The 20301-nt window shown below is 46.3% G+C and carries 16 protein-coding genes and 2 pseudogenes; 15 read left to right on the forward strand and 3 right to left on the reverse strand.

Annotation, left to right across the window (positions count from 1 at the left end; genetic code table 11):
* The first annotated feature begins 74 nt into the window (after positions 1–74).
* The 3 genes and pseudogenes from GZN30_RS01790 (at position 75) to GZN30_RS01800 (ending at position 4175) form a co-directional block, all read left to right on the forward strand.
* Positions 75–1383, forward strand: a pseudogene (locus GZN30_RS01790) (O-acetylhomoserine aminocarboxypropyltransferase/cysteine synthase family protein).
* Between the two features lie 195 nt (positions 1384–1578).
* Positions 1579–2499, forward strand: coding sequence for a DUF808 domain-containing protein (locus tag GZN30_RS01795; protein ID WP_075649003.1), 921 nt, complete (start codon positions 1579–1581; stop codon positions 2497–2499).
* A 164-nt stretch (positions 2500–2663) separates the two neighbouring features.
* The gene (locus GZN30_RS01800) at positions 2664–4175 is read left to right on the forward strand and encodes a PTS transporter subunit EIIC (protein ID WP_075649004.1); all 1512 of its coding nucleotides are present in this window, start codon (positions 2664–2666) and stop codon (positions 4173–4175) included.
* Positions 4176–4325: 150 nt separating this feature from the next.
* Here the strand turns inward: GZN30_RS01800 and GZN30_RS01805 are convergent.
* The 3 genes and pseudogenes from GZN30_RS01805 to GZN30_RS01815 form a co-directional block, all read right to left on the reverse strand.
* Positions 4326–5645: pseudogene (locus tag GZN30_RS01805) on the reverse strand (MBL fold metallo-hydrolase).
* A gap of 225 nt (positions 5646–5870) precedes the next feature.
* Positions 5871–7418, reverse strand: coding sequence for a bifunctional GNAT family N-acetyltransferase/carbon-nitrogen hydrolase family protein (locus GZN30_RS01810; RefSeq protein WP_075649005.1), 1548 nt, complete (start codon positions 7416–7418; stop codon positions 5871–5873).
* A gap of 321 nt (positions 7419–7739) precedes the next feature.
* Positions 7740–8033: a hypothetical protein gene (locus GZN30_RS01815; protein WP_075649006.1), complete on the reverse strand. Its 294-nt coding sequence runs from the start codon at positions 8031–8033 to the stop codon at positions 7740–7742.
* Between the two features lie 330 nt (positions 8034–8363).
* Between GZN30_RS01815 and GZN30_RS01820 the strand changes: the two genes are divergently transcribed.
* The 12 genes from GZN30_RS01820 to GZN30_RS01875 all read left to right on the forward strand — a co-directional run bounded on the left by GZN30_RS01820 (position 8364) and on the right by GZN30_RS01875 (position 20268).
* Positions 8364–8963 (forward strand): DUF2913 family protein, encoded by a 600-nt coding sequence (locus tag GZN30_RS01820; protein ID WP_075649007.1) that lies wholly within the window; start codon positions 8364–8366, stop codon positions 8961–8963.
* A gap of 528 nt (positions 8964–9491) precedes the next feature.
* A complete protein-coding gene (gene agaR / locus GZN30_RS01825; protein ID WP_075649009.1) occupies positions 9492–10265 on the forward strand; it encodes a transcriptional repressor AgaR in 774 nt (257 codons plus the stop codon).
* 51 nt (positions 10266–10316) lie between these two features.
* Entirely contained in the window at positions 10317–11603 is a 1287-nt protein-coding gene (kbaZ, locus tag GZN30_RS01830) for a tagatose-bisphosphate aldolase subunit KbaZ (RefSeq protein ID WP_075649010.1), read from the forward strand.
* A 10-nt stretch (positions 11604–11613) separates the two neighbouring features.
* The gene (locus tag GZN30_RS01835) at positions 11614–12777 is read left to right on the forward strand and encodes an SIS domain-containing protein (RefSeq protein WP_075649011.1); all 1164 of its coding nucleotides are present in this window, start codon (positions 11614–11616) and stop codon (positions 12775–12777) included.
* A 13-nt stretch (positions 12778–12790) separates the two neighbouring features.
* Entirely contained in the window at positions 12791–13291 is a 501-nt protein-coding gene (gene agaV, locus GZN30_RS01840) for a PTS N-acetylgalactosamine transporter subunit IIB (RefSeq protein ID WP_075649012.1), read from the forward strand.
* Positions 13292–13339: 48 nt separating this feature from the next.
* Complete coding sequence (gene agaW, locus GZN30_RS01845; protein WP_075649013.1) at positions 13340–14110, forward strand: PTS N-acetylgalactosamine transporter subunit IIC; 771 nt, start codon at positions 13340–13342, stop codon at positions 14108–14110.
* Complete coding sequence (locus GZN30_RS01850) at positions 14100–14993, forward strand: PTS system mannose/fructose/sorbose family transporter subunit IID (protein WP_123783145.1); 894 nt, start codon at positions 14100–14102, stop codon at positions 14991–14993. The genes agaW and GZN30_RS01850 overlap by 11 nt, the downstream gene beginning before the upstream one ends.
* A gap of 55 nt (positions 14994–15048) precedes the next feature.
* Positions 15049–15492 carry a PTS galactosamine/N-acetylgalactosamine transporter subunit IIA gene (gene agaF, locus GZN30_RS01855; RefSeq protein WP_075649015.1) on the forward strand — a complete coding sequence of 148 codons (444 nt, stop codon included), beginning with the start codon at positions 15049–15051 and terminating at the stop codon, positions 15490–15492.
* A 2-nt stretch (positions 15493–15494) separates the two neighbouring features.
* Positions 15495–16673: an N-acetylglucosamine-6-phosphate deacetylase gene (gene nagA, locus GZN30_RS01860; protein WP_075649016.1), complete on the forward strand. Its 1179-nt coding sequence runs from the start codon at positions 15495–15497 to the stop codon at positions 16671–16673.
* 17 nt (positions 16674–16690) lie between these two features.
* Positions 16691–17521, forward strand: a complete 831-nt coding sequence (gene kduI / locus GZN30_RS01865) for a 5-dehydro-4-deoxy-D-glucuronate isomerase (protein WP_075649017.1) — start codon at positions 16691–16693, stop codon at positions 17519–17521.
* 87 nt (positions 17522–17608) lie between these two features.
* On the forward strand, positions 17609–18658 hold the full coding sequence (locus GZN30_RS01870; protein ID WP_075649018.1) for a glycoside hydrolase family 88/105 protein: 1050 nt from the start codon (positions 17609–17611) through the stop codon (positions 18656–18658).
* Between the two features lie 128 nt (positions 18659–18786).
* A complete protein-coding gene (locus GZN30_RS01875) occupies positions 18787–20268 on the forward strand; it encodes a DUF2264 domain-containing protein (RefSeq protein WP_075649019.1) in 1482 nt (493 codons plus the stop codon).
* The last annotated feature ends 33 nt before the right edge of the window (positions 20269–20301 follow it).

Here is a 20301-nt window from a genome sequence, read left to right on the forward strand (position 1 = left end):
TTTTTCTTGCTGCTTTATTCACCAGTAAGAAAGGCGCATTATCAAAGTTTCACAGCAATTCTCATGGATGAATTATGAAAGACGAAACGTTAGCGATTCACTTTGGTTACGAAACCGATCCAACCACTAAATCGGTAGCAACACCGATCTACCAGACCGTGGCTTACGAGTTTGATAGCGCACAACATGGTGCGGATCTGTTTAACTTGGAAGTACCGGGTAATATCTACACGCGCATTATGAACCCGACCAATGATGTTCTTGAGAAGCGCATGGCGGCGCTAGAAGGGGGGATTGCAGGTTTGGTGGTGAGCGCAGGTAGTGCGGCGATTAACTACGCGATTCTTACGTTAGCCGAGGCTGGGGACAATATTGTTTCTACACCACAGTTATATGGGGGTACTTACACCTTATTCGCGCATATGCTGCCAAAACAGGGTATTGAGGTTCGTTTTGCTAAAGATGATAAACCAGAGAGCTTAGCGGAACTGATTGATGAGAAAACCAAAGCGGTTTACTGCGAGAGTATCGGCAACCCTGCTGGAAACATTATCGATCTCGAGCGAGTGGCTGACCTTGCCCACGCACAAGGTGTCCCTGTGATTGTCGATAATACCGTTGCTACGCCAGCGCTGTGCAAGCCAATCGAATTTGGTGCTGATATTGTGGTTCACTCGCTGACAAAATATGTCGGCGGGCATGGTACGACTCTTGGCGGTATTATTGTTGATTCAGGTAAATTCCCTTGGGCAGAGCACAAGGAACGTTTCCCGGTATTTAACCAACCGGAGCCTTCTTATCATGGCGTGGTGTACACCGAAGCATTTGGTCCCGCTGCCTTTATTGGTCGTGCACGTACTGTGCCTTTACGTAATACCGGCTCAGCCATGTCACCAATGAATGCCTTTACGTAATACCGGCTCAGCCATGTCACCAATGAATGCCTTTATGTTGATGCAAGGTTTAGAGACTTTGTCACTACGAATGGAGCGCCATACGGAAAATGCGCTTAAAGTGGCAGAGTTTTTGAAACAGCATGAGAAAGTCAGTTGGGTGAGCTATGCTGGTTTGCCAGACTCGCCATTCTATCCGTTGGCAGAAAAGTATATGCAAGGTAAGCCATCGGCAATTTTGTCATTTGGTCTGAAAGATGGTTATCAAGCTGGGGTGCGTTTTTATGATGCGCTGCAGATCTTCAAACGCTTGGTGAACATTGGCGATGCAAAATCACTGGCTTGTCACCCAGCTTCTACCACGCACCGACAATTGGATGAAGCTGAGCAGCGCCAGGCAGGCGTATCACCAGAGATGATCCGTTTGTCTGTTGGTATCGAGCATATTGAAGATATTCTGCAAGACCTCGATCAAGCATTGAAGGCATAGTAAAAACTGAAAACTAAGTTTTAACAGTCTCAATTTGTGTAAAAAGGCGCCGTAAATGGCGCCTTTTCTATTGGGTAGCCATCTTGCCATCCAACAATGCTCATACCAAGCGGGAGTTTTTGGCTTATGATGATCTAAAAGCTATTTGCGCGTGTCGTGCGCAAGATAAGTATTGCAGATGAGTAAGGGTAACCAATGGCAGGACTTAGTTTACTGACGCTTTTAGATGATATTGCAACGGTGCTTGATGATGTGGCATTGATGTCAAAAGTGGCGGCTCGAAAGACCGCTGGCGTGTTAGGGGACGATTTAGCGCTGAACGCGCAGCAAGTATCAGGGGTGCGAGCTGAGCGTGAAATTCCGGTGGTATGGGGAGTGGCGAAAGGCTCGTTTAGAAACAAGCTGATATTGGTGCCTGCTGCGTTATTGATTAGCTCGATAGCGCCGTGGTTAATCACACCACTGCTGCTAATTGGTGGTTTGTTTCTTTGCTTTGAAGGGGCAGAAAAAATCCATGAGAAGTTTTTTCATCACCATGATGTAGAATCTCACAGCGCAGAGGAAGATCAACAGATTGAACAAAGTGAAGCGGATTTAGCCGACTACGAGCAGCGAAAAATCAAAGGTGCGATTCGAACCGATTTTATTCTCTCGGCAGAGATCATTGTGATTGCGCTTGGCACCGTGCAAGGACACCCGTTTATTACGCAGGTGTTAGTGATGAGCTTGATCGCCATCCTAATGACCGTCGGTGTGTATGGTTTAGTGGCAGGCATCGTTAAAATGGATGACCTCGGCTTTTATCTTCAGCGTAAGAGTGAAGGCAAAGGCGTAATGGGTTCGCTCGGTGACGGCTTAGTAGCCACTGCGCCTAAACTGATGAAGATATTGACGGTGGTGGGCACTATCGCGATGTTTCTTGTGGGTGGGGGAATCGTAGTGCACAGCTTGCCGTTTGTTCATCATGGCTTAGCGAGTGTATTAAGCCTGTTACCTAGCGTGCCTTATGTGTCCGCAACGTATTCGGTGATCGGTAATGGCATTGTGGGTCTTATCAGCGGCTACATTATTCTGGCGCTCATCAGCCTGTACCAGCGAGTAAAACCAGGCAAATAGAGCATTTGGATCATCATGATCCAACTGCTTGTAGAGCACGACATCGTGCGCTAACTGATTGTAAGAGTGGGCTTACAAACCTATAGCAAATTGCAACCTTAGACTGGATATCAATCGATAGAATTGTTGTTGGCAACGTGTATAACAACAAATGGATTATAACTATGATAGAAGGTCTAAAAGGTGGTCTATCCAAGCTTTCCTCGATCGGGAAAGCTTTGATGTTACCAATCTCTATTCTCCCTGCCGCAGGTCTATTATTGGCTTTCGGCGCAAAACTCGATATGCCGCTAATGATGCGTGCTGGCGGGGTTATTTTTGACAACCTAGCACTACTGTTTGCGGTTGGTGCGGCGGTAGGCTTAACCAAAGAGTCTGGTATTGCAGCGCTCGCGGCGATTGTGGCGATGGCGGTGATGAATGCCACGATGGGCGTCGCATTAGGTATTACGCCTGAAATGGCAATGGCAGGCGGTCGCTATGCGATGGTGATGGGTATTCCAACCCTGCAAACCGGTGTATTTGGCGGCTTGATCGCCGGTATACTCGCCGCATTCATGTATCAGAAGTTCTTTGATACTAAGTTACCAGACTTCCTCGGCTTCTTTGCTGGCAAACGCTTTGTTCCTATTGTTACTGCATTTTCGGCGTTCCTAATTGGGCTTATCCTGCCTTACATTTGGTCTTATATCCAATCGGGGATCGATGCGCTCTCGCACATGGCGAACAGCGGTAATATGTACATCTCTACCTTTATTTACGGCTTTATGGAGCGAGCACTGATCCCGGTTGGTCTGCACCATATTTTCTACAGCCCTTACTGGTTCTCATTTGGTGAGTACACTACGGCGGCAGGTACAGTCGTTAATGGTGACCATACGATTTGGTTCAAAATGCTTGAAGATGGCGTAAAAACCTTCTCAACAGACGAGTATGTCGACGCGGGTAAATTCCTATCAGGTAACTTTGCTATCTACATGTTTGCTTTCCCTGCAGCGTGTTTAGCGATGTATCACGAAGCAAAAGATAAGAACAAAAAGATTGCCGCAGGTATCTTAGGTTCAGCGGCATTAACCTCGTTTGTCACCGGTATTACTGAGCCAGTTGAGTTTGCCTTTATCTTCGTTGCGCCGCTGCTGTACGTGTTCTCAGCCATTATGGCGGGGGTCTCTTACGCAGTCACTTACGCACTTGATGTTCATATTGGTAAAACCTTCTCTGCGGGTATTATCGACTTCGTTTCGTTTGGTGTATTACCGGCGATGGATGGCTTTAAAACCAATTGGGTTAACGTTCTATTGTGGGGTTCGTGCATGTTCGCGATTTACTACTCAGTATTCCGCTTTGCGATTCGTAAGTTTGATTTCAAAACGGTCGGTCGAGAAGACACTGAGCGCAAAGAAATCACGCTTGAGAATGATGAGCTTGCAGCAGAAATTACGAAACTACTTGGTGGTCGCACTAACATTACCACGGTTGGGGCATGTATCACTCGTCTGCGTCTGGAAGTGAAAGATCAGTCTCTTATCGATGAAGATGGCATTAATGATCTTGGCGCGATGGGCGTAATTAAAGTCGGCAAGCATGGTGTACAAGTGATCCTTGGCGCAAGAGCACAATTTGTTGCCGATATCATGAATGACGGTGCCAGTGGTCATCAACCGGTTACGGCATAAAGGTCACGACTAAGAGACGATATTTTAAGAAAAGCGACGAAGGGTAGAGCAACGCTTAATTTAGTCAATTAGCACTCCCCTTTAGCAATAGAGCTCCATTCTTGTATTAGATGGAGCTCTTTGCTTATCGGTCATATTGAGATTATTCAGTTACTCAACCACTTGATAGCCTAAATTACGCAGTTGCGTAGCAAACTCTCGTTTACTTTCGTCTTCACCATGAATTAAGTGGATGATTTTAGGCTTGGACTCAATGCCTTGAATAAACTTGAGCAAATCAGCTTGGTCTGCATGGGCTGAATAGCCTGACATCGTGTGTACTTGAGCGTTGATTTCCACTTCTTCTTAATCAATGTCGACCAACATCTCACCACTTTGAATGGCGCGACCAAGGGTACCTTGAGCTTGATAACCCGCCAGCAAAACATCTGTGCGTTCATCTGGTAGTAGCGCCTTAAGATAATCCATGATCCGCCCGCCTTGGCACATTCCGGATGCGGCTACGACAATCGATGCTTCACCGGTTGATTTCAGTCGATTCACCAGTTTGAGATGGTAGCGGTGATCATCGACAGTAATACACTGCTCAAAGGCGAGAGGGTGACGTGAAGCCGCCAGGCGGTCTTTGGCTTCTTCTCCCCAGAGCTTTTTAAAGCTTCGATACGACTCCGTGACTTTTTGCGCCATGGGTGAGTCGAGAATAATCGGTATATTGATATCGATTTTGTGTTCATAGATCAGCTGCTCGATATCGAATAATAGCTCTTGAGTACGACCGACGCTGAAAGCCGGGATCAGTATCGCGCCGCCATCAGCTAATGAGCGATCGATGATCGCCTTCAACCGTTCAGCGCGGCTCTCTATTTCATCGTGTCGCTTGTTACCATAGGTGGTTTCAATCAGCAGATAATCCGCCCGTTCTGGAGAGACGGGATCGGGCAATAGTGGTGTATTACTTGGACCTAAATCACCGGAAAAAAGTACGATTTCGCCATTACCTAGCTGCACTTCGATGTAGGAGGAGCCGAGTATGTGCCCCGCGGGCTGAAAACGCGCTTTAAGTGGCAATTTTCCTTCTGGGTCGATGCTAAACCATTGGTTATAAGGCTGCGGGCGTAGCAGACAGTCGATTTGATTGAGGACGTATTGGACTTCTTTGTTGCTTAAACCAAGTTGAAGTTTTAGACCATCTTCAAGCATGAGCGGAACGAGTTCTGCCGTCGCTTCGGTGCAATAGATAGGTTGATGAAAACCATGTCCAACTAACCAAGGAACGCGACCAATATGATCAATATGAGCATGAGTAAGCAGTAGGGCAGAGATGTGTTCGATAGCAAAATCGATCTCTAAAGGTCGCTCATCTGCGCCTTGAAACAAACCGCAATCGACTAAGATAGATTGCCCGTCAGAGCTGAGTTCATGGCATGAACCCGTCACCGTATGTTTACCACCATGATGCACTAATTCCATATCGACCTCCAAAGCAGCGTTAGCGCGTTGCACTTGATCATCCAGAATAGTTTTCTGGTTCTACTTTACTCAACCGCCGTCGAATTAACTGTGAGGAAGGAATGGTTATTGATGCTTTTTGCTGCAAGCCGAGTAGGGCTTGTTACGAAGCATATGACTATTTGCCAAAAGCGAGCGAATAGAGAAAGCCGCGAGAATGGCTCGCGGCTGGTTATCGAGATGGAGTTACACGTCGTTTGGCATCTCTTTGGCGCGAGTAAATCCGCCATAGAGATCAAGTCGACGGTGACGAAGGTTCGTCACCGAACCTTCCGTATTGAGCTGCTTAAGTTTGGTGAGGTCGACATCGGCAAAGATGATCATTTCAGTATTGGCATTGGCTTCGGTTAACGTCGCATCATGTGGGAAGTAGATATCCGATGGCGAGAACACCGCAGATTGTGCGTACTGAATATCAACGTTATCCACTCTTGGCAAGTTACCTACGCTGCCGCCAATCGCGACATAGCACTCGTTTTCAATCGCACGAGCTTGTGAGCAGAGTCGAACCCGTTGATAACCGTTTTTGGTGTCAGTCCAAAATGGTACAAATAGGATCTGCACCCCTTCTTCTGCCATCATGCGCCCCAGCTCAGGGAACTCGCTGTCATAACAGATCAAAATACCCACTTTACCCGCATCGGTTTCAAATACATGCACCTTGTCACCGCCATCGATGACCCAGTCTTTTTCTTCGTGCGGGGTAATGTGGATCTTATCTTGGGCGTTGATTTGACCATCACGTTGCAATAAGTAAGCGACGTTGTATAACTTACCATCACGGATCTCCGGCATGCTACCGGCAATGATGTTGATGTTGTAGGTCACCGCCATTTGAGAGAAACGGTTTTTGATCTCTTCGGTAAACTCGGCTAAAAAGCGGATTGCTTCTACCGAGTTTTGCCCTTTTTGCAGCCCCATGAGTGGCGCGTTGAAAAACTCAGGAAACAGCGCAAAGTCAGCCTTGTAATTGGCGAGCGACGAGATGAAGAATTCGGCTTGGTCGATTAGGTCATTCAAATCGTGCATCGCACGCATTTGCCACTGCACCACGCCAATGCGGACTAAAGTTTTCTCGACATCATGGATAGACTCAATGTCTTCTTCATAAAAGAAATTGTCCCATTCTAGTAGGGTCGCATAACCCTGTGAGGCGTCATCTTCTGGCAAGTAACCACGCATGATGCGTTTAACATCAAAGCCGTTCGCAAGCTGGAATGAGAGAATTGGGTCGTGTAATTCTCGGCGTTGGACCTTCTCGATGTATTCGGTCACGCTCAGCTCATTGGCGTGCTGGTGGTAATTGGGAATACGTCCACCGGCTAAAATGGCTTTATAGTTTTTACTGCGACAGAGTTCTTTGCGCGCATCGTACAAGCGGCGACCTAAACGTAAACCACGATAATCAGGGTGAACAAATACGTCCAAGCCATACATCGCATCGCCAGTTACTTGGTTTTGAATCACATTGTTTTCATTGATGATATCAGTGTAAAGGTGAGGCAAAGAGAAGCGGTTGTAGTTGACCTTGATGGTGAGCGCCGCGCCGACAATTTTACCATTGTCCTCAATACAGATTTGCCCATCGGGAAACTGATGGATCAGATCCATAATAGTTAGTCGTGGCCAAGAGCCACCCACATCATGAAAAACAAGATCCATTAGTGTGGCGAGTTCAGGGTAATCGGTTGGTTCAATTGTGCGCAGAGAAAGCTTGGGAGTGTTGCCATCCATATTCTGCCTATCCTTTTTTCTTTTCTTCCATTAAATATACCCAAGTAGCCTTTCTCGCTTCTCGCTTCTCGCTTCTCGCTTCTCGCTTCTCGCTTCTCAGTTCTCAACTCTCAAACCGTCAAAGCCACTTGGGTATAGTTATGGACCAGAATGCCAGAGTTTAAGTATGGCAAACATATTAAGAACTCACAGTTTCAATACGCTACGGTAAAGGTTTCCATTGGAGACGATAAATATTTTTATTGCGTTGATTTAGGTGAACAAAAAACCTCCAAAATGGAGGTTTAACGGCTAACGCTGTTTCTTTATCGGTTTAGGGCGTTACATCAAATCCCGCATTAACATTTCATATTCTTCGTTGGCTTCTTCAACCAGTGACGAAAGTTCTAATGCGTCAGAGATGGCTAAATGACACTGCCAAGGCACCGATTGCTCTTTACCGCTTACCTTAATGCAACTGCCTTTCGATTCGAAACTCAGGTCGTCAAATTCGGTGCTGTGGTGTTCCTGAAGTTCGATGATCTCAACTTCCAGCTTTCCGACAGGGTTGACTTGAAAGTGGGCATGTAAGTTTGGTCTGTTAGTTAAACAGTATTGTCTATGGGTTACAATCATGGTTGCCTCCTTGCCTTGGCATCGTCACTATTGAGTGTAGCCAATCATGTTTGAATCTTGAGTGAAATAATCATTAAGCTTGATCCTCGACAATGGCGAGGAATATTTAATAAATTGAGCTAAATTGTGGCATGGAAGTGCTGTTGATTTTTCATCCCACTGTACAAGCATTTTATATTTGGTTATCCTCTTGCCTCTTGAGCTAACAAGCCCAAAAACGTTACTCAACATCACTGCATTGAGACAGCTGATGATTATCTGGTTAGCAACAACCAGCGCCTACACAATAGGCATGAGTCTTTCTCTCGTTACCCTAGTTAATAAGTAGTTTTGAAACCTCTTTTATCACCACAAGAACGCACTCATTTATTACTTAGAGAATTAGCTCTAAGTGCTTTGTTACACATTGAATTTCATCAGCTAGATAAAGGGCGTCGCCTCAATGTCGCTGACAAGAACTCGCTATTTCGCCTTTGGCTAAAGAAGCAGTCAGCTTCGCAACGCTATAAGTTGTTGAAGAAGAAAATCAAAGTCTTGATCCAACATTCACAAGGCAATAACTATAACCTTGAGAAGATGTTCCTTGAGTTGATTAATTTCAGCGCAGAAGATTCTCTGACTCAGTTAGAAGAGTATTTGTTGCTGGTACGCTCAATTGAAAAAGATCTGGGGCTGACGGTGTTGCTTTCATCGCCGCACGATGTGGATCTTAACTTCCAACAAGGTAAAGACTTTGTTTGTGTCTTGGCGGCGGATCTCAACAATCACTTCTCAGCTGATGGCAAGATGGTTGCGCCGATTACGTTTTTGGTGAGGGCGAGCGTTTACGAGCGTTCGGCGGTGTTAAGCTCTGTGTATAAGTTTGAGCAATTTAGTCACGATGTGCTCTACGAGGACAATGAGTTTTTACGCTTTGCGCTCAAAGGGTAAGTAAATATCGGAGCCTGACCTCTGGGCTTCGATAGCATTTTGTTTTCGGCAACGTGCCGACTTTCGTTTTGTTATTTTTCCTTTTCTTTTACACTTTTCGCCTCTAGTCTGCTTTCTCTTTCTCTTTCTCTTTCTCTTTCTCTTTCTCTTTCTCTCAATTCTCTGTTTCTCAACTCTCTGTTTCTCAACTCTCTGTTTCTCAACTCTTCCACCCCTTATCACCACCAAAAAACGAAAAACGAAAGGGGTTTTGCCGTGATTAGCGAAAGGTTTTATCTGACTTGTCTCACAAAACTAGCTAATTTTGCGATCTTTGTTGGCGGTATTGGTTTGGCTTTGCCGATCGTCAGGGTTATGATAGGCGCAAATGCGTAAGCTTACGCAAGGCAAAACGTAACATAACGAAAGATTGTGAAAGAGATCAAAAGTTTCCATTTCTTACGTTGTTGCTTTCGTTTTTAGGTGTATTCTGTATTCGAAATCAAGTGAAAGTTAATTTCGTTGGTTTCGTAAGGAGACAAAGTAAAAGTGAAAAGTGCAGTCGAAAGGCGCATGGAAATCGTCAACATGGTGAACCGAGATGGAAAAGCCCGTGTCGAAGACCTTGCCGCACAGTTTGATGTCTCTAGTGTCACAATTCGAAGTGATCTCAGTTTTCTAGAGAAAAATGGTTATGTTGTCCGCTCTCATGGTGCAGCCATTCCGAATTCTGGGGTAATTGCTGAACTTACTGTTCATGAGAAGCGTCGTCAAAACGCGGGTATGAAAACTCTCATTGGTCAGGCTGCAGCACAACTTATCGAAAATGGTGACACGGTTATTCTGGATTCGGGCACGACTACTCGTGAAATCGCTGCCAGCTTGAAGTCGCTGGAAGACGTAGTAGTCATGACCAATGGTCTGGATGTTGCAATGGAGTTGGCATCAGCACCTGGAATAGAGGTTTTGATGTCAGGCGGTGTACTTCGAAAGAATGCACTCTCTTTTTCGGGCTCACAAGCCGAACACAGCTTAAAGAACTATCGATTTGATAAAGTCTTTTTAGGTGTGGATGGATTTGATTTAAGAGCCGGTATCACCACACACAACGAGCAGGAAGCCAGTCTAAACCGCTTGATGTGTGAGATTTCGGAACAAGTGATTGCAGTTGCTGACTCTAGTAAGTTTGGTAAACGCAGCTGTCATATGATTCGCGAGTTCGGAAACATTGATATCTTAGTCACTGACGCTGATATTCCCGAAGAGTACGTACAGAGTCTTCGCGAAATGAAAGTTGAAGTTATTATCGTCGACAAAGAGTAACCCTAGCTAACTCCTTAACAGCATCGCAGATGTGGATTATGGAGTTAGTACATGAACACCCTTCAACAAATCGTTCAACGACATAAAGCAGGCGACAACAATGGCATCTATGCTGTTTGCTCTGCTCATCCTCTCGTGATTGAGGCTGCCCTTAAGCAGGCGTTGAACGACGATTCTTTATTGCTAATCGAAGCTACCTCCAATCAGGTCGATCAATTCGGCGGCTACACAGGTATGACACCTGTTGATTTCCGTAATTTCGTTTTAGAGCAAGCTGAATTACTCAGCTTTCCAACTGAAAAACTTATCCTTGGTGGTGATCACTTGGGTCCCAATCGCTGGCAAACGCTCAGTGCTGATGAAGCCATGCGTAATGCTGAGGATTTGATTGCCGCTTACGTTGCCGCAGGATTTAAGAAAATTCATCTTGATTGCAGTATGTCTTGCCAAGGCGACCCTGTGCCTCTTTCTGACGAAATTGTTGCCGAACGTGCAGCAAGATTGGCAAAAATTGCAGAAAGTACGGCTATTTACCATTTTGGTTCAAGTGATATTTGCTATGTGATTGGCACCGAAGTGCCGGTACCTGGTGGGGCTGCTGAAGAGTTAGCCGAGCTGGAGGTGACGTCACCGCAAGCGGCGATGAAAACCATCGAATGTCATAAAGCCGCTTTTGCGCAGGCGGGTGTTTCTGAGTGTTGGACGCGTGTGATTGGTTTAGTTGTTCAGCCTGGCGTTGAATTTGACCACACTGGCGTTATCGACTTTTGCCCAGAGAAAGCCCTCGAACTGAGTAAAGTTGTCGATCAATTTGACCACATGCTGTTTGAGGCTCACTCGACAGATTACCAAACAGATAAAGCTTACCAAGCATTAGTCGCCGGTCATTTTGCCATTTTGAAAGTGGGACCCGCACTGACATTCGCAATGCGAGAAGCCCTGTTTAATCTTTGCGATATCGAAGAAGAGATTGTCGCTAAAGCACATTGTTCCAACTTGCGTGAAATGATCGAACAGCAGATGTGCAAGATGCCGGAATATTGGAATAAATATTACCACGGTGATGAACACCAACAGCGCTTTGCTCGTTGCTACAGTTTTAGTGATCGCATTCGTTATTACTGGCCAGATGAAGCGATTCACCATGCCCAAGAAACCCTGTTTGCTAACTTAGCGCGCACAGGTATCCCACTTCCATTATTGAGTCAGTATTTGCCAGAGCAATTCCAAGCCGTTCGTGCAGGACTGATTGAACCTAAGCCACAAGCCCTGGTTCTCGACAAGATTCAGCAGGTGCTGCGTAGCTACGCTAAAGCCTGTAAGCAATTCAGAGGTTAAGAGGTACAAAATGAACCATTATTTGGGCTTTTCACAGCAAGATCTTGAAAGTTTGAACGCTTTCTGGACTGCCAAAGAGATTGAACAACAGCCTTTATGTTGGCGTAAAACCCAAGCCATATTCAGTGAATGCCGACCAGCAATCAGTGCTTTTATGGAACAGGTACTCGCCCATCAAGACTTGCGTATTGTGATGACAGGTGCCGGCACCTCTGCATTTGCCGGTCGTGCATTGGCTCCGGCGCTGTCTGAAGCAACGGGACGTCGAATTGATGCAGTTGCGACGACAGATTTAGTTTCAAACCCTTATCAATATTTCGCTGAAGATTTACCAACACTTTTGGTTTCGTTTGCTCGCTCGGGCAACAGTCCAGAAAGTGTTGCGGCAGTGGAATTAGCGAACCAGTGTCTTACTACTTGCTATCACCTAGTGTTGACCTGCAACGGAGAAGGGCAGCTTTATCAAAAATGTGCCGATGATAACCGTTGTTTCGCGCTATTAATGCCAGCAGAAACCAACGATAAATCTTTTGCGATGACGTCGAGTTTTTCTTCGATGATGGTTGCGGCATTTTCGGTTCTTGACGCGAAACGTGATCATTCGAAAGGTTTTGAAAGAATAACCTTATGTTCTGAGGGGCTTATCAAGGAAATTAATATGCCTATCAGTAATATAGCGAACCTAGATATACGCCGCGTTATTTACCTAGGTAGTGGTGGCTTTCAAGGTTTAGCGCAGGAGTCAGCATTGAAGCTTCTCGAACTGACAGCAGGCAAAGTAGTGGCGACCTATGACTCTCCACTTGGCTTCCGTCATGGTCCGAAGTCGATTGTTGATAACCAAACATTGATTGTGGTGTATATCTCGAACAATCCTTACACACGTCAATACGATCTCGATCTGCTGAATGAACTTCGCCGTGACAAGATCGCATGCAAAGTGATCGCAATTACCGCTCAATTGGATGAGCAAGTGACCAACGGTGATTACTGGCATGTACCTGCAATGGAAACTGCAACCGATATTGAACTTCTCTTTCCATACATTCTGTTTGCTCAGATCTATGCATTTCATCGTGCATTAGCACTGGGTAATACCCCTGATAACCCTTGCCCAACCGGTGAAGTAAACCGCGTTGTTCAAGGAGTAACAATTCATAATTTTAATATGTAGATAGGAAGACTCTATGACTGTACCTAACATCGTTTGGACCCGCATTGATGAGCGTCTATTACACGGACAAATTCGCATCACTTGGGGCAAGCATACCGAAGCAAACTTGATTTTAGTTGCTAACGATGACGCAGCCGAAGGACCAAATGCGGCGTTTATGCAGGCAGGTATGAAAGCCTCAGCTGGTGGTGAATATGCAGTACGTTTTTTCACTATTCAAAAAACCATTGATGTCATCCACAAGGCATCAGAGAAGCAGAAGATTTTCATCTTGTGTAACAACCCAACGGACGTTGCACGCTTAGTTGAAGGTGGTGTGCCAATTAAACATTGTAACGTTGGCAACATGCACTTCCATGAAGGTAAACGTCAAATCGCTAAAACAGTGTCAGTTGACGAAAAAGATATTAACGCTTTTGAACGTATGGTGGCGTGCGGGGTGGTTTGTACCGTGCAAAACACACCAGATCAAAACCCAGTGAACGTTCTTGAGCTTGCCATGGCGACGGCGTAAGCCGCGTCATACTTCATTGCAAACATAGGATTAAGTAAGGAATCAATTATGTTTTTGGAAGCTACGTTGGTCGCAATATGGGCGTTCTTCTGTGGTATCGATAAATACGATGTCGCGCTGAACATCCACCGCCCACTCATCACCGGTCCAATTGTTGGTCTGATCATGGGTGACATGCAAACAGGTCTAGTGGCTGGTGCCACACTGGAATTGGCTTGGCTTGGTCTCGTGCCTAATGCGGGAGCTCAGCCGCCAGATGTAACTCTAGGTACCATTGCTGCTGTTGCGTTCGCAGTGATGACCGGTCAATCACCGGAAGTGGCAATGGGCGTGGGTATGCCAATTGCTGTACTTATGCAAATGCTAGTGATCGGCTTCTTTGCTCTTACATCATTCACAATGGGCAAAGCAGACAAATTTGCGGAAAGAGGCGATTCAGATGGCATAGATAGGCTACTTGTCACCACCATTTCATTACGTGCCTTGTTGTACTCGACAGTTGCCTTTATCACAGTCTACTTTGGTGAGCATGCCGCAAGTTGGATTGATGAAAATGCGCCAAAAGTGTTGCTAGAAGGTTTAGGTATCGGTGCGAAGATGGTTCCAGCTATCGGTTTCGCAATGCTACTGAAAATCATGTGGTCAAAAGAAGTGGCAGGTGTGTTCTTTATCGGTTTCGTCATGACGACTTACCTAAAATTGCCAATCATGGCAGTCGCGATTCTAGGCGCGTCAGCAGCAGCACTTTACTACTTCTTCAGTGGAAATAACGGAAATTCTAACAACCAACAAGCAGAGGAATTCGAAGATGGCATCTGATATCACAGCAGGCACTCTAGCCGATAAAAATACCAAGGTTCATGAAAGTCTGGTTGATGATATTGATTCATACGAAGACACCACACCGCGCAAAGTCATTACTAAACGAGATCTTTGGATCTGTTCGCTACGCGGTCTGTTTATGGAAGGTAACTTTAACTTCGAACGTATGCAGGCAGGTGGTTTTGCTTACTCAATCATCCCAGCATTGAAGAAAATCCATGGCGATAACAAACGTGATTACGCCAAGTCATTGAAGAACCACCTACAGTTCTTCAATGCGAGCCCGAAACTGTTTACTTTCTTGCTTGGTACTGCCATTGCAATGGAAGAGAACAAAGAGAAGCCATCAACGGTAAACGTTATGAAGGTGGCTGGTATGGGTCCAACGGGGGGTATCGGTGATGCAATCGACCACATGACGTTGATGCCTCTTACCCTGGCGTTGGGTGCTTCGATTGCAATTGAAGGTTCTATCGCGGGTCCATTTGTATTCTTCGTCTTGTACCAAGTTGTTCACTTCTTAGTGTACTTCGGTTTGATGTTCATGGGTTACAAAGCGGGTACCGCCGCAATGGTGAACATGAGCTCGGCGACAGAGAAGCTGGCGAAGGCGGCAAACATCATGGGTATCTTTGTTATCGGTGCGCTGTCTGCCACCTTTATCAAGGTGCAGACCACCGCGTCACTCGAACTCGGTGGCAAAGTGGTGGAGCTGCAAAGTGCCTTGTTTGACAAAATTATGCCAAACATCCTGCCTCTAGCCCTGGTGTTCTTCATGCTCAAGATGGTGAAAGGCACGGGCTTCTGGGCGAAACCGCCAGTACTGATTTTCTCGACCCTGGCAGCGGGTGTAATCGGTCACTTCTTCGGCATTTTGTAATTCATTTGTATCGATAACATGGGGGGAGTATTCCCCCCTTATCAAGGATTTTTAGATGATTGGTATTGTTGTTTCAGGTCACATCAATTTTGCTACTGGTATGCAATCCGCGGTGAGAGCGATTGCCGGTGAGCAAGAGCAGATGGCGTTTATTGATTTTGTCGAGTCTATTTCAACGGATCAGCTTGAGGCGCTACTTCGCCAAGCGGCGCAAGATGTAGATTCAGGTGAAGGGGTGTTGTTTCTGACGGATATCCCCGGTGGCTCGCCATGTAACCGTGCGATGGCAATTATGATGGATACCCCAAATGTTGAACTCATTGGTGGTGTGAACTTACCAATGATCGCCAATGCTGCGTTTGAACGAGAAGGCGTAACGTTGCAAGAGTTAGTCGCAATGTTGTTAGAGATTGGTGGCTCAAGTATGCAAGATATGCGTCAGCAATTAGCAGCGGCTATGCAGTCAGAACCTGAACTTGAATTTGAAGGTGGTTTATAACCATGCGTTATGCTTTGCTCGCTGATCGCGTTTTTACACCACAAGGCATAGTGGACGATCTCGTGGTGATCATTGCCAACGGTAAAATTGAGGCGTTGACGCGAGAGACACCGACAGACTGTCCAGTGATACGTCTAGAAGGTCAATCACTGCTGCCAGGCTTGGTGGATATGCACATTCACGGGCGCTCAGGTGCAGACGTGATGGATGCGACACATTCGGCATTGCAAACTATTGCTAACGCGCTACCACAAACGGGTGTGGTTGCTTGGGTTGGCACCACGGTTACCGCCCCGTGGCAAAATATTCTAAACGCATTACAACAGGTACAGCAGTTTACTTTAGGTGAGAAAAACCAAGGTGCAGAGCTACTCGGTAGTTTTCTTGAAGGTCCTTATTTCACTGAGCCTCGTCGCGGTTCTCACTTAACCGAGTACCTAAAAGCACCATCAATCACTGAGTTAGAACAGTTATATCAAGTGGCAGGGCGTTCCTTATTGCGAGTCGCACTTGCCCCAGAAATAGCAGGCGCGATGAGCGCGTTTGACTGGCTCTCAGAACATCAGATTAAAGCTTCCGTTGCTCACACAGATGCCTCGTTTGCGCAGGTCACCCAAGCCTATCAACGCGGTGCAGATTGTGGCGTGCATTTATTTAACGGTATGAGTGGTTTACACCATCGAGAGCCCGGTTGTTGCGGCGCGCTGCTGTACCACGACATGTTAGCGGAGTTGATTGCCGATGGTGTACATGTCAATCCCGTGATGATGGAGTTGGTTTATCGTCTCAAAGGCTATCAAGGCATCGCTTTGATTACTGACTGTATGCGCGCTGGTGGGCTGGAAGATGGTGAATACCTACTCGGTACTCAAATGATAACCGTCACTAATGGCGCCGCGCGTACCGCCTGTAACTCGCTTGCGGGAAGCACCTGCAGCTTAGCTCAAGCGCTGCGCAATATGGTGAATGATAGCCATGTTCCCGTTTGGGATGCTGTACAAATGGCATCATGGGTTCCTGCCAAATATCTTGGGCTTGCCCATCGACTAGGCAGTATTGCTGTCGGTATGGATGCCAGCCTAACAATTATGAATCAAGCATTAGAAGTACAAGGTACTTTAATTAGAGGCGACTGGGCTTATCAAACTGAGACCACCCAGAGCCACCCCTTACCTTGCTGAATAAAAAGAGATTTATCATGGAAATTCGTCAACCTATTCATAGTGACCACGCGAAACAATTAGATACCGAAGGTCTTCGTAAACAGTTTCTTATTGAGAATATGTTCCAAGAAGGGCAACTCAACTTAACTTACAGCCACATTGACCGCATTATTGTCGGGGGCGCGGTTCCGACGACAGAGACGTTAAGCTTAGAAGGCGGCAAGGAAATTGGCGTGGACTACTTCCTTGAGCGTCGTGAGTTGGGCGTGATTAACATCGGTGAACCGGGCTTAGTTATTGTTGACGCTGAAACTTACGAGATTGGCACGCGTGAAGCCATTTACGTAGGCAAAGGTGTCCAAGAGGTGAAGTTTGCTAGCGTATCTGCAGACAAGCCAGCACGTTTTTATGTCAATAGTGCACCAGCACATATGAGTTATCCGACGCGTAAAATCACTCGTGAAGATGCTTCGCCAGAAACACTAGGTAGCCAAGAAAACTGTAACGTACGAACGATCAACAAATACCTTCACCCATCAGTATTGCCAACTTGCCAACTCTCGATGGGCTTAACGGAGCTTGCTCCGGGTAGCCTATGGAATACCATGCCTTGCCATACTCATGAGCGCCGTATGGAAGTGTATCTTTATTTCAATATGAAAGATGACAACATCGTGTTCCATTACATGGGTGAACCGCAAGAAACGCGTCATATCATTATGCGTAATGAACAAGCGGTGATCAGCCCAAGCTGGTCAATTCACTCCGGTGTAGGCACTGCGGCGTATACCTTTATTTGGAGCATGGTGGGTGAGAACCAAACCTTCCACGATATGGACCACGTCGCAATGAGCGATTTGAAATAACCTATCTTCGGCATAATCAATGCGGCAGCTGCACGCTTAACTGGTTAGGCTGGTGGCTGCTTTGCTCAACTTGAATTAGGAATAGCAATGGCATTAGGGAATAAACACACGATTTTAGAGACCATGAAGCGAGTCTACCGTTACCAAGCGGCGAATCAAACTCGCAGTGTCGTGCGTCGAAGTGGCAAAACGCGTTTTATTAAAGATACCGATTGGGAACGCGGGGTATTTTGGTCGTGCACTTCAGCGGCATGGCTAGCCACTGACGATGCTGAATACTTAGATGGGGTGATGAACTACACCCTACATACCGGGTTTCGCGCTGGACCTAATCCCCGTTTTGCCGATGATCATATTTGCTGCCAGGCATATTTAGATGTCTACCCAGTCATTGAGCAAGAAGAAGCCTTAGAGCCTACGATTAAAGCGCTTGATTTGATGTTGGAAAATCCAGAGCTAGGGCGCAAAGATTGGTGGTGGTGCGATTCATTATTTATGGCGCCGCCAAGCTTTGCCGCTTTGTCGCAAGTCACGGGTGATAACAAATACCTTGATTACATGAACAGCGCCTTTTGGGATTCGGTCGATCATCTGTTAGATACTGAGACAGGCTTGTTCTATCGTGATTATCGCTATATTCCGGATGGCAGTGGTAATGAACTGCGCGAAGCGAATGGTAACAAAGTGTTCTGGAGCCGTGGTATTGGCTGGGTATTAGCCGCAGTACCGCGCTTAATCGCTCGCATGCCTGAGGATTACAATGAACGTGAGCGCTACTTGCTTTTGTTCAAAAATTTAGCCGCCGAAGTGGTCAAATATCAACAGCCTGATGGTTTTTGGCGCACAAGTCTGCTTGATCCTGATAGCTTCCCCGCTCCGGAGAGCAGTGCCACCTCTTTGTTCTGTTATGGCTTAGCATGGGGGATCAATAACGGCTTGCTTGAGCGTGAGGCTTACTTGCCAGTGGTCGAAAAAGCATGGGCAGCACTGCAAACCTGTATCCATGACAACGGCATGATCGGTTGGGTTCAATTGCCGGCCTTTAACCCACGCGATGTTAAGTTTGAGCACAATATCGATTACGGTGCTGGGGCATTTATGCTGGCGGCAACTGAAGTCGCCCGACTAGCTGATTAATCGACGCCACCCCTACGATTGAATGAAATGCTGAGCCGTTAGTCTCGGCATTTTTTTCACTAAGAACTTATTGCCGGACCGGAAATCAACGTCTTTGCACCCACAATCAATCACAAAAGAGATTCGTTATGTCCAAGATTATTGCTGCTTCGCCTCGTCCTATTATTCCTTCAGAGCATCCTGACGCTGCGATGTATATTAAGTTGTTTAAAGAGAATCTCGTTCGCCTGCGTCAGCGAAAATCCGCTTATGGTCGACATGACGATGCGATACGACAATTGTTTAGAGATGAACAAGTGCCGTTACAAGAGCTGTGCAACCAATGGGTTAGTTATACCGCGGAAGCTTTTCAACACTATGCGACCCAAGACTACACCCATGCATACTACCCAGGTAGACCGAGCCAGCAAGGAGCACGAACTGATGCGCTTGAAGGCGTGAGTCGCGTGTTGCCGACTTTGGCGACATGGTTATACGACAAATCAGTGGGCAAGCAGCAATTGCATGGCTTAAATGGCGAGTCGATCGATGTGGTTAACATCATCCGCTCAGCATTTATTGCGGGGACAGATCCTGAACATCCGGGATACTGGGGGCGGCTGCATGATTACGACCAGAGAATTTGTGAAAGTGCGGATTTGGCGTTAGCACTTTGGCTGAGCAAAGAGAGCGTTTGGCTTGATTTAGAACCCCGTTATCAGCAACAGATCGTTGCTTGGTTCGAGCAAATTCCGCCACTAAAAACCGTCGATAACAACTGGCTGCTGTTTACACTGACAGTGAGCTTAGTGCTCAAAGATTTGACCGGTCAGCATCAAGTGGATATCAGCAAATATCATCGAATTAAACAATTCTACGTAGGGGATGGTTGGTTCCGTGATGGCGCCAAAGGCAACTATGATTATTACAACGCATGGGGCTTTCATTACTCACTTTATTGGATTGATCAAATCGATCCGGATTTTGATGCTGATTTTATTCATCAAGCGATGAGTGATTTCGTTGCCAATTATCGATATTTCTTTAGCGCACAAGGCTTACCGCTTTTTGGACGCAGTGCCTGTTACCGCCTATCGGCTGCGGCGCCATTGCTTGCGGCAGTGGATCAACGGTCGAGTGCTATTGAGTTAGGTCAAGCGAAGCGAGCATTTAAGACCAGTCTGCAATATTTCATTGCCAATGGCGCTTTAAAGTATGGTGCGCCGACGCAAGGTGTATTTGATGACGATGCTCGTTTGGTTGATAACTACAGTGGTCCGGCTAGTAGTTTTTGGTCGCTGCGAGCGCTGAATATTGCGCTATTTATGGGAAGCCGAACAGGGCTATGGCAAGCGGAAGAGTTACCGCTAGAAATTGAGCAAGGCGATTTTTCCTTTTGTATTCCCGCGATTGAAGCGCAAGTGATCGGGACTTTCAAAACGAAAGAGATCACCGTGTTGTTTTTATCAGATTATACCCAAGAACAATCGCCACTCACTCGTCGATTAGAGTCGCAGCCCTTAGTTTATAAGGGCTTGGAGCTGATTTCTGGAAGGGCTTTTAGACCGAAAAACAACTTGTTACGTAAAGGGATTACTTGCTATTCATCGAAAATGGCGCATTTCTTTTAGTTTCGAAAGTTTTCGCTTTGAAAGTATGTGTGA

Origin of the sequence: Vibrio ponticus, assembly GCF_009938225.1 — a bacterium.
In the GTDB taxonomy this organism is placed as follows: domain Bacteria; phylum Pseudomonadota; class Gammaproteobacteria; order Enterobacterales; family Vibrionaceae; genus Vibrio; species Vibrio ponticus.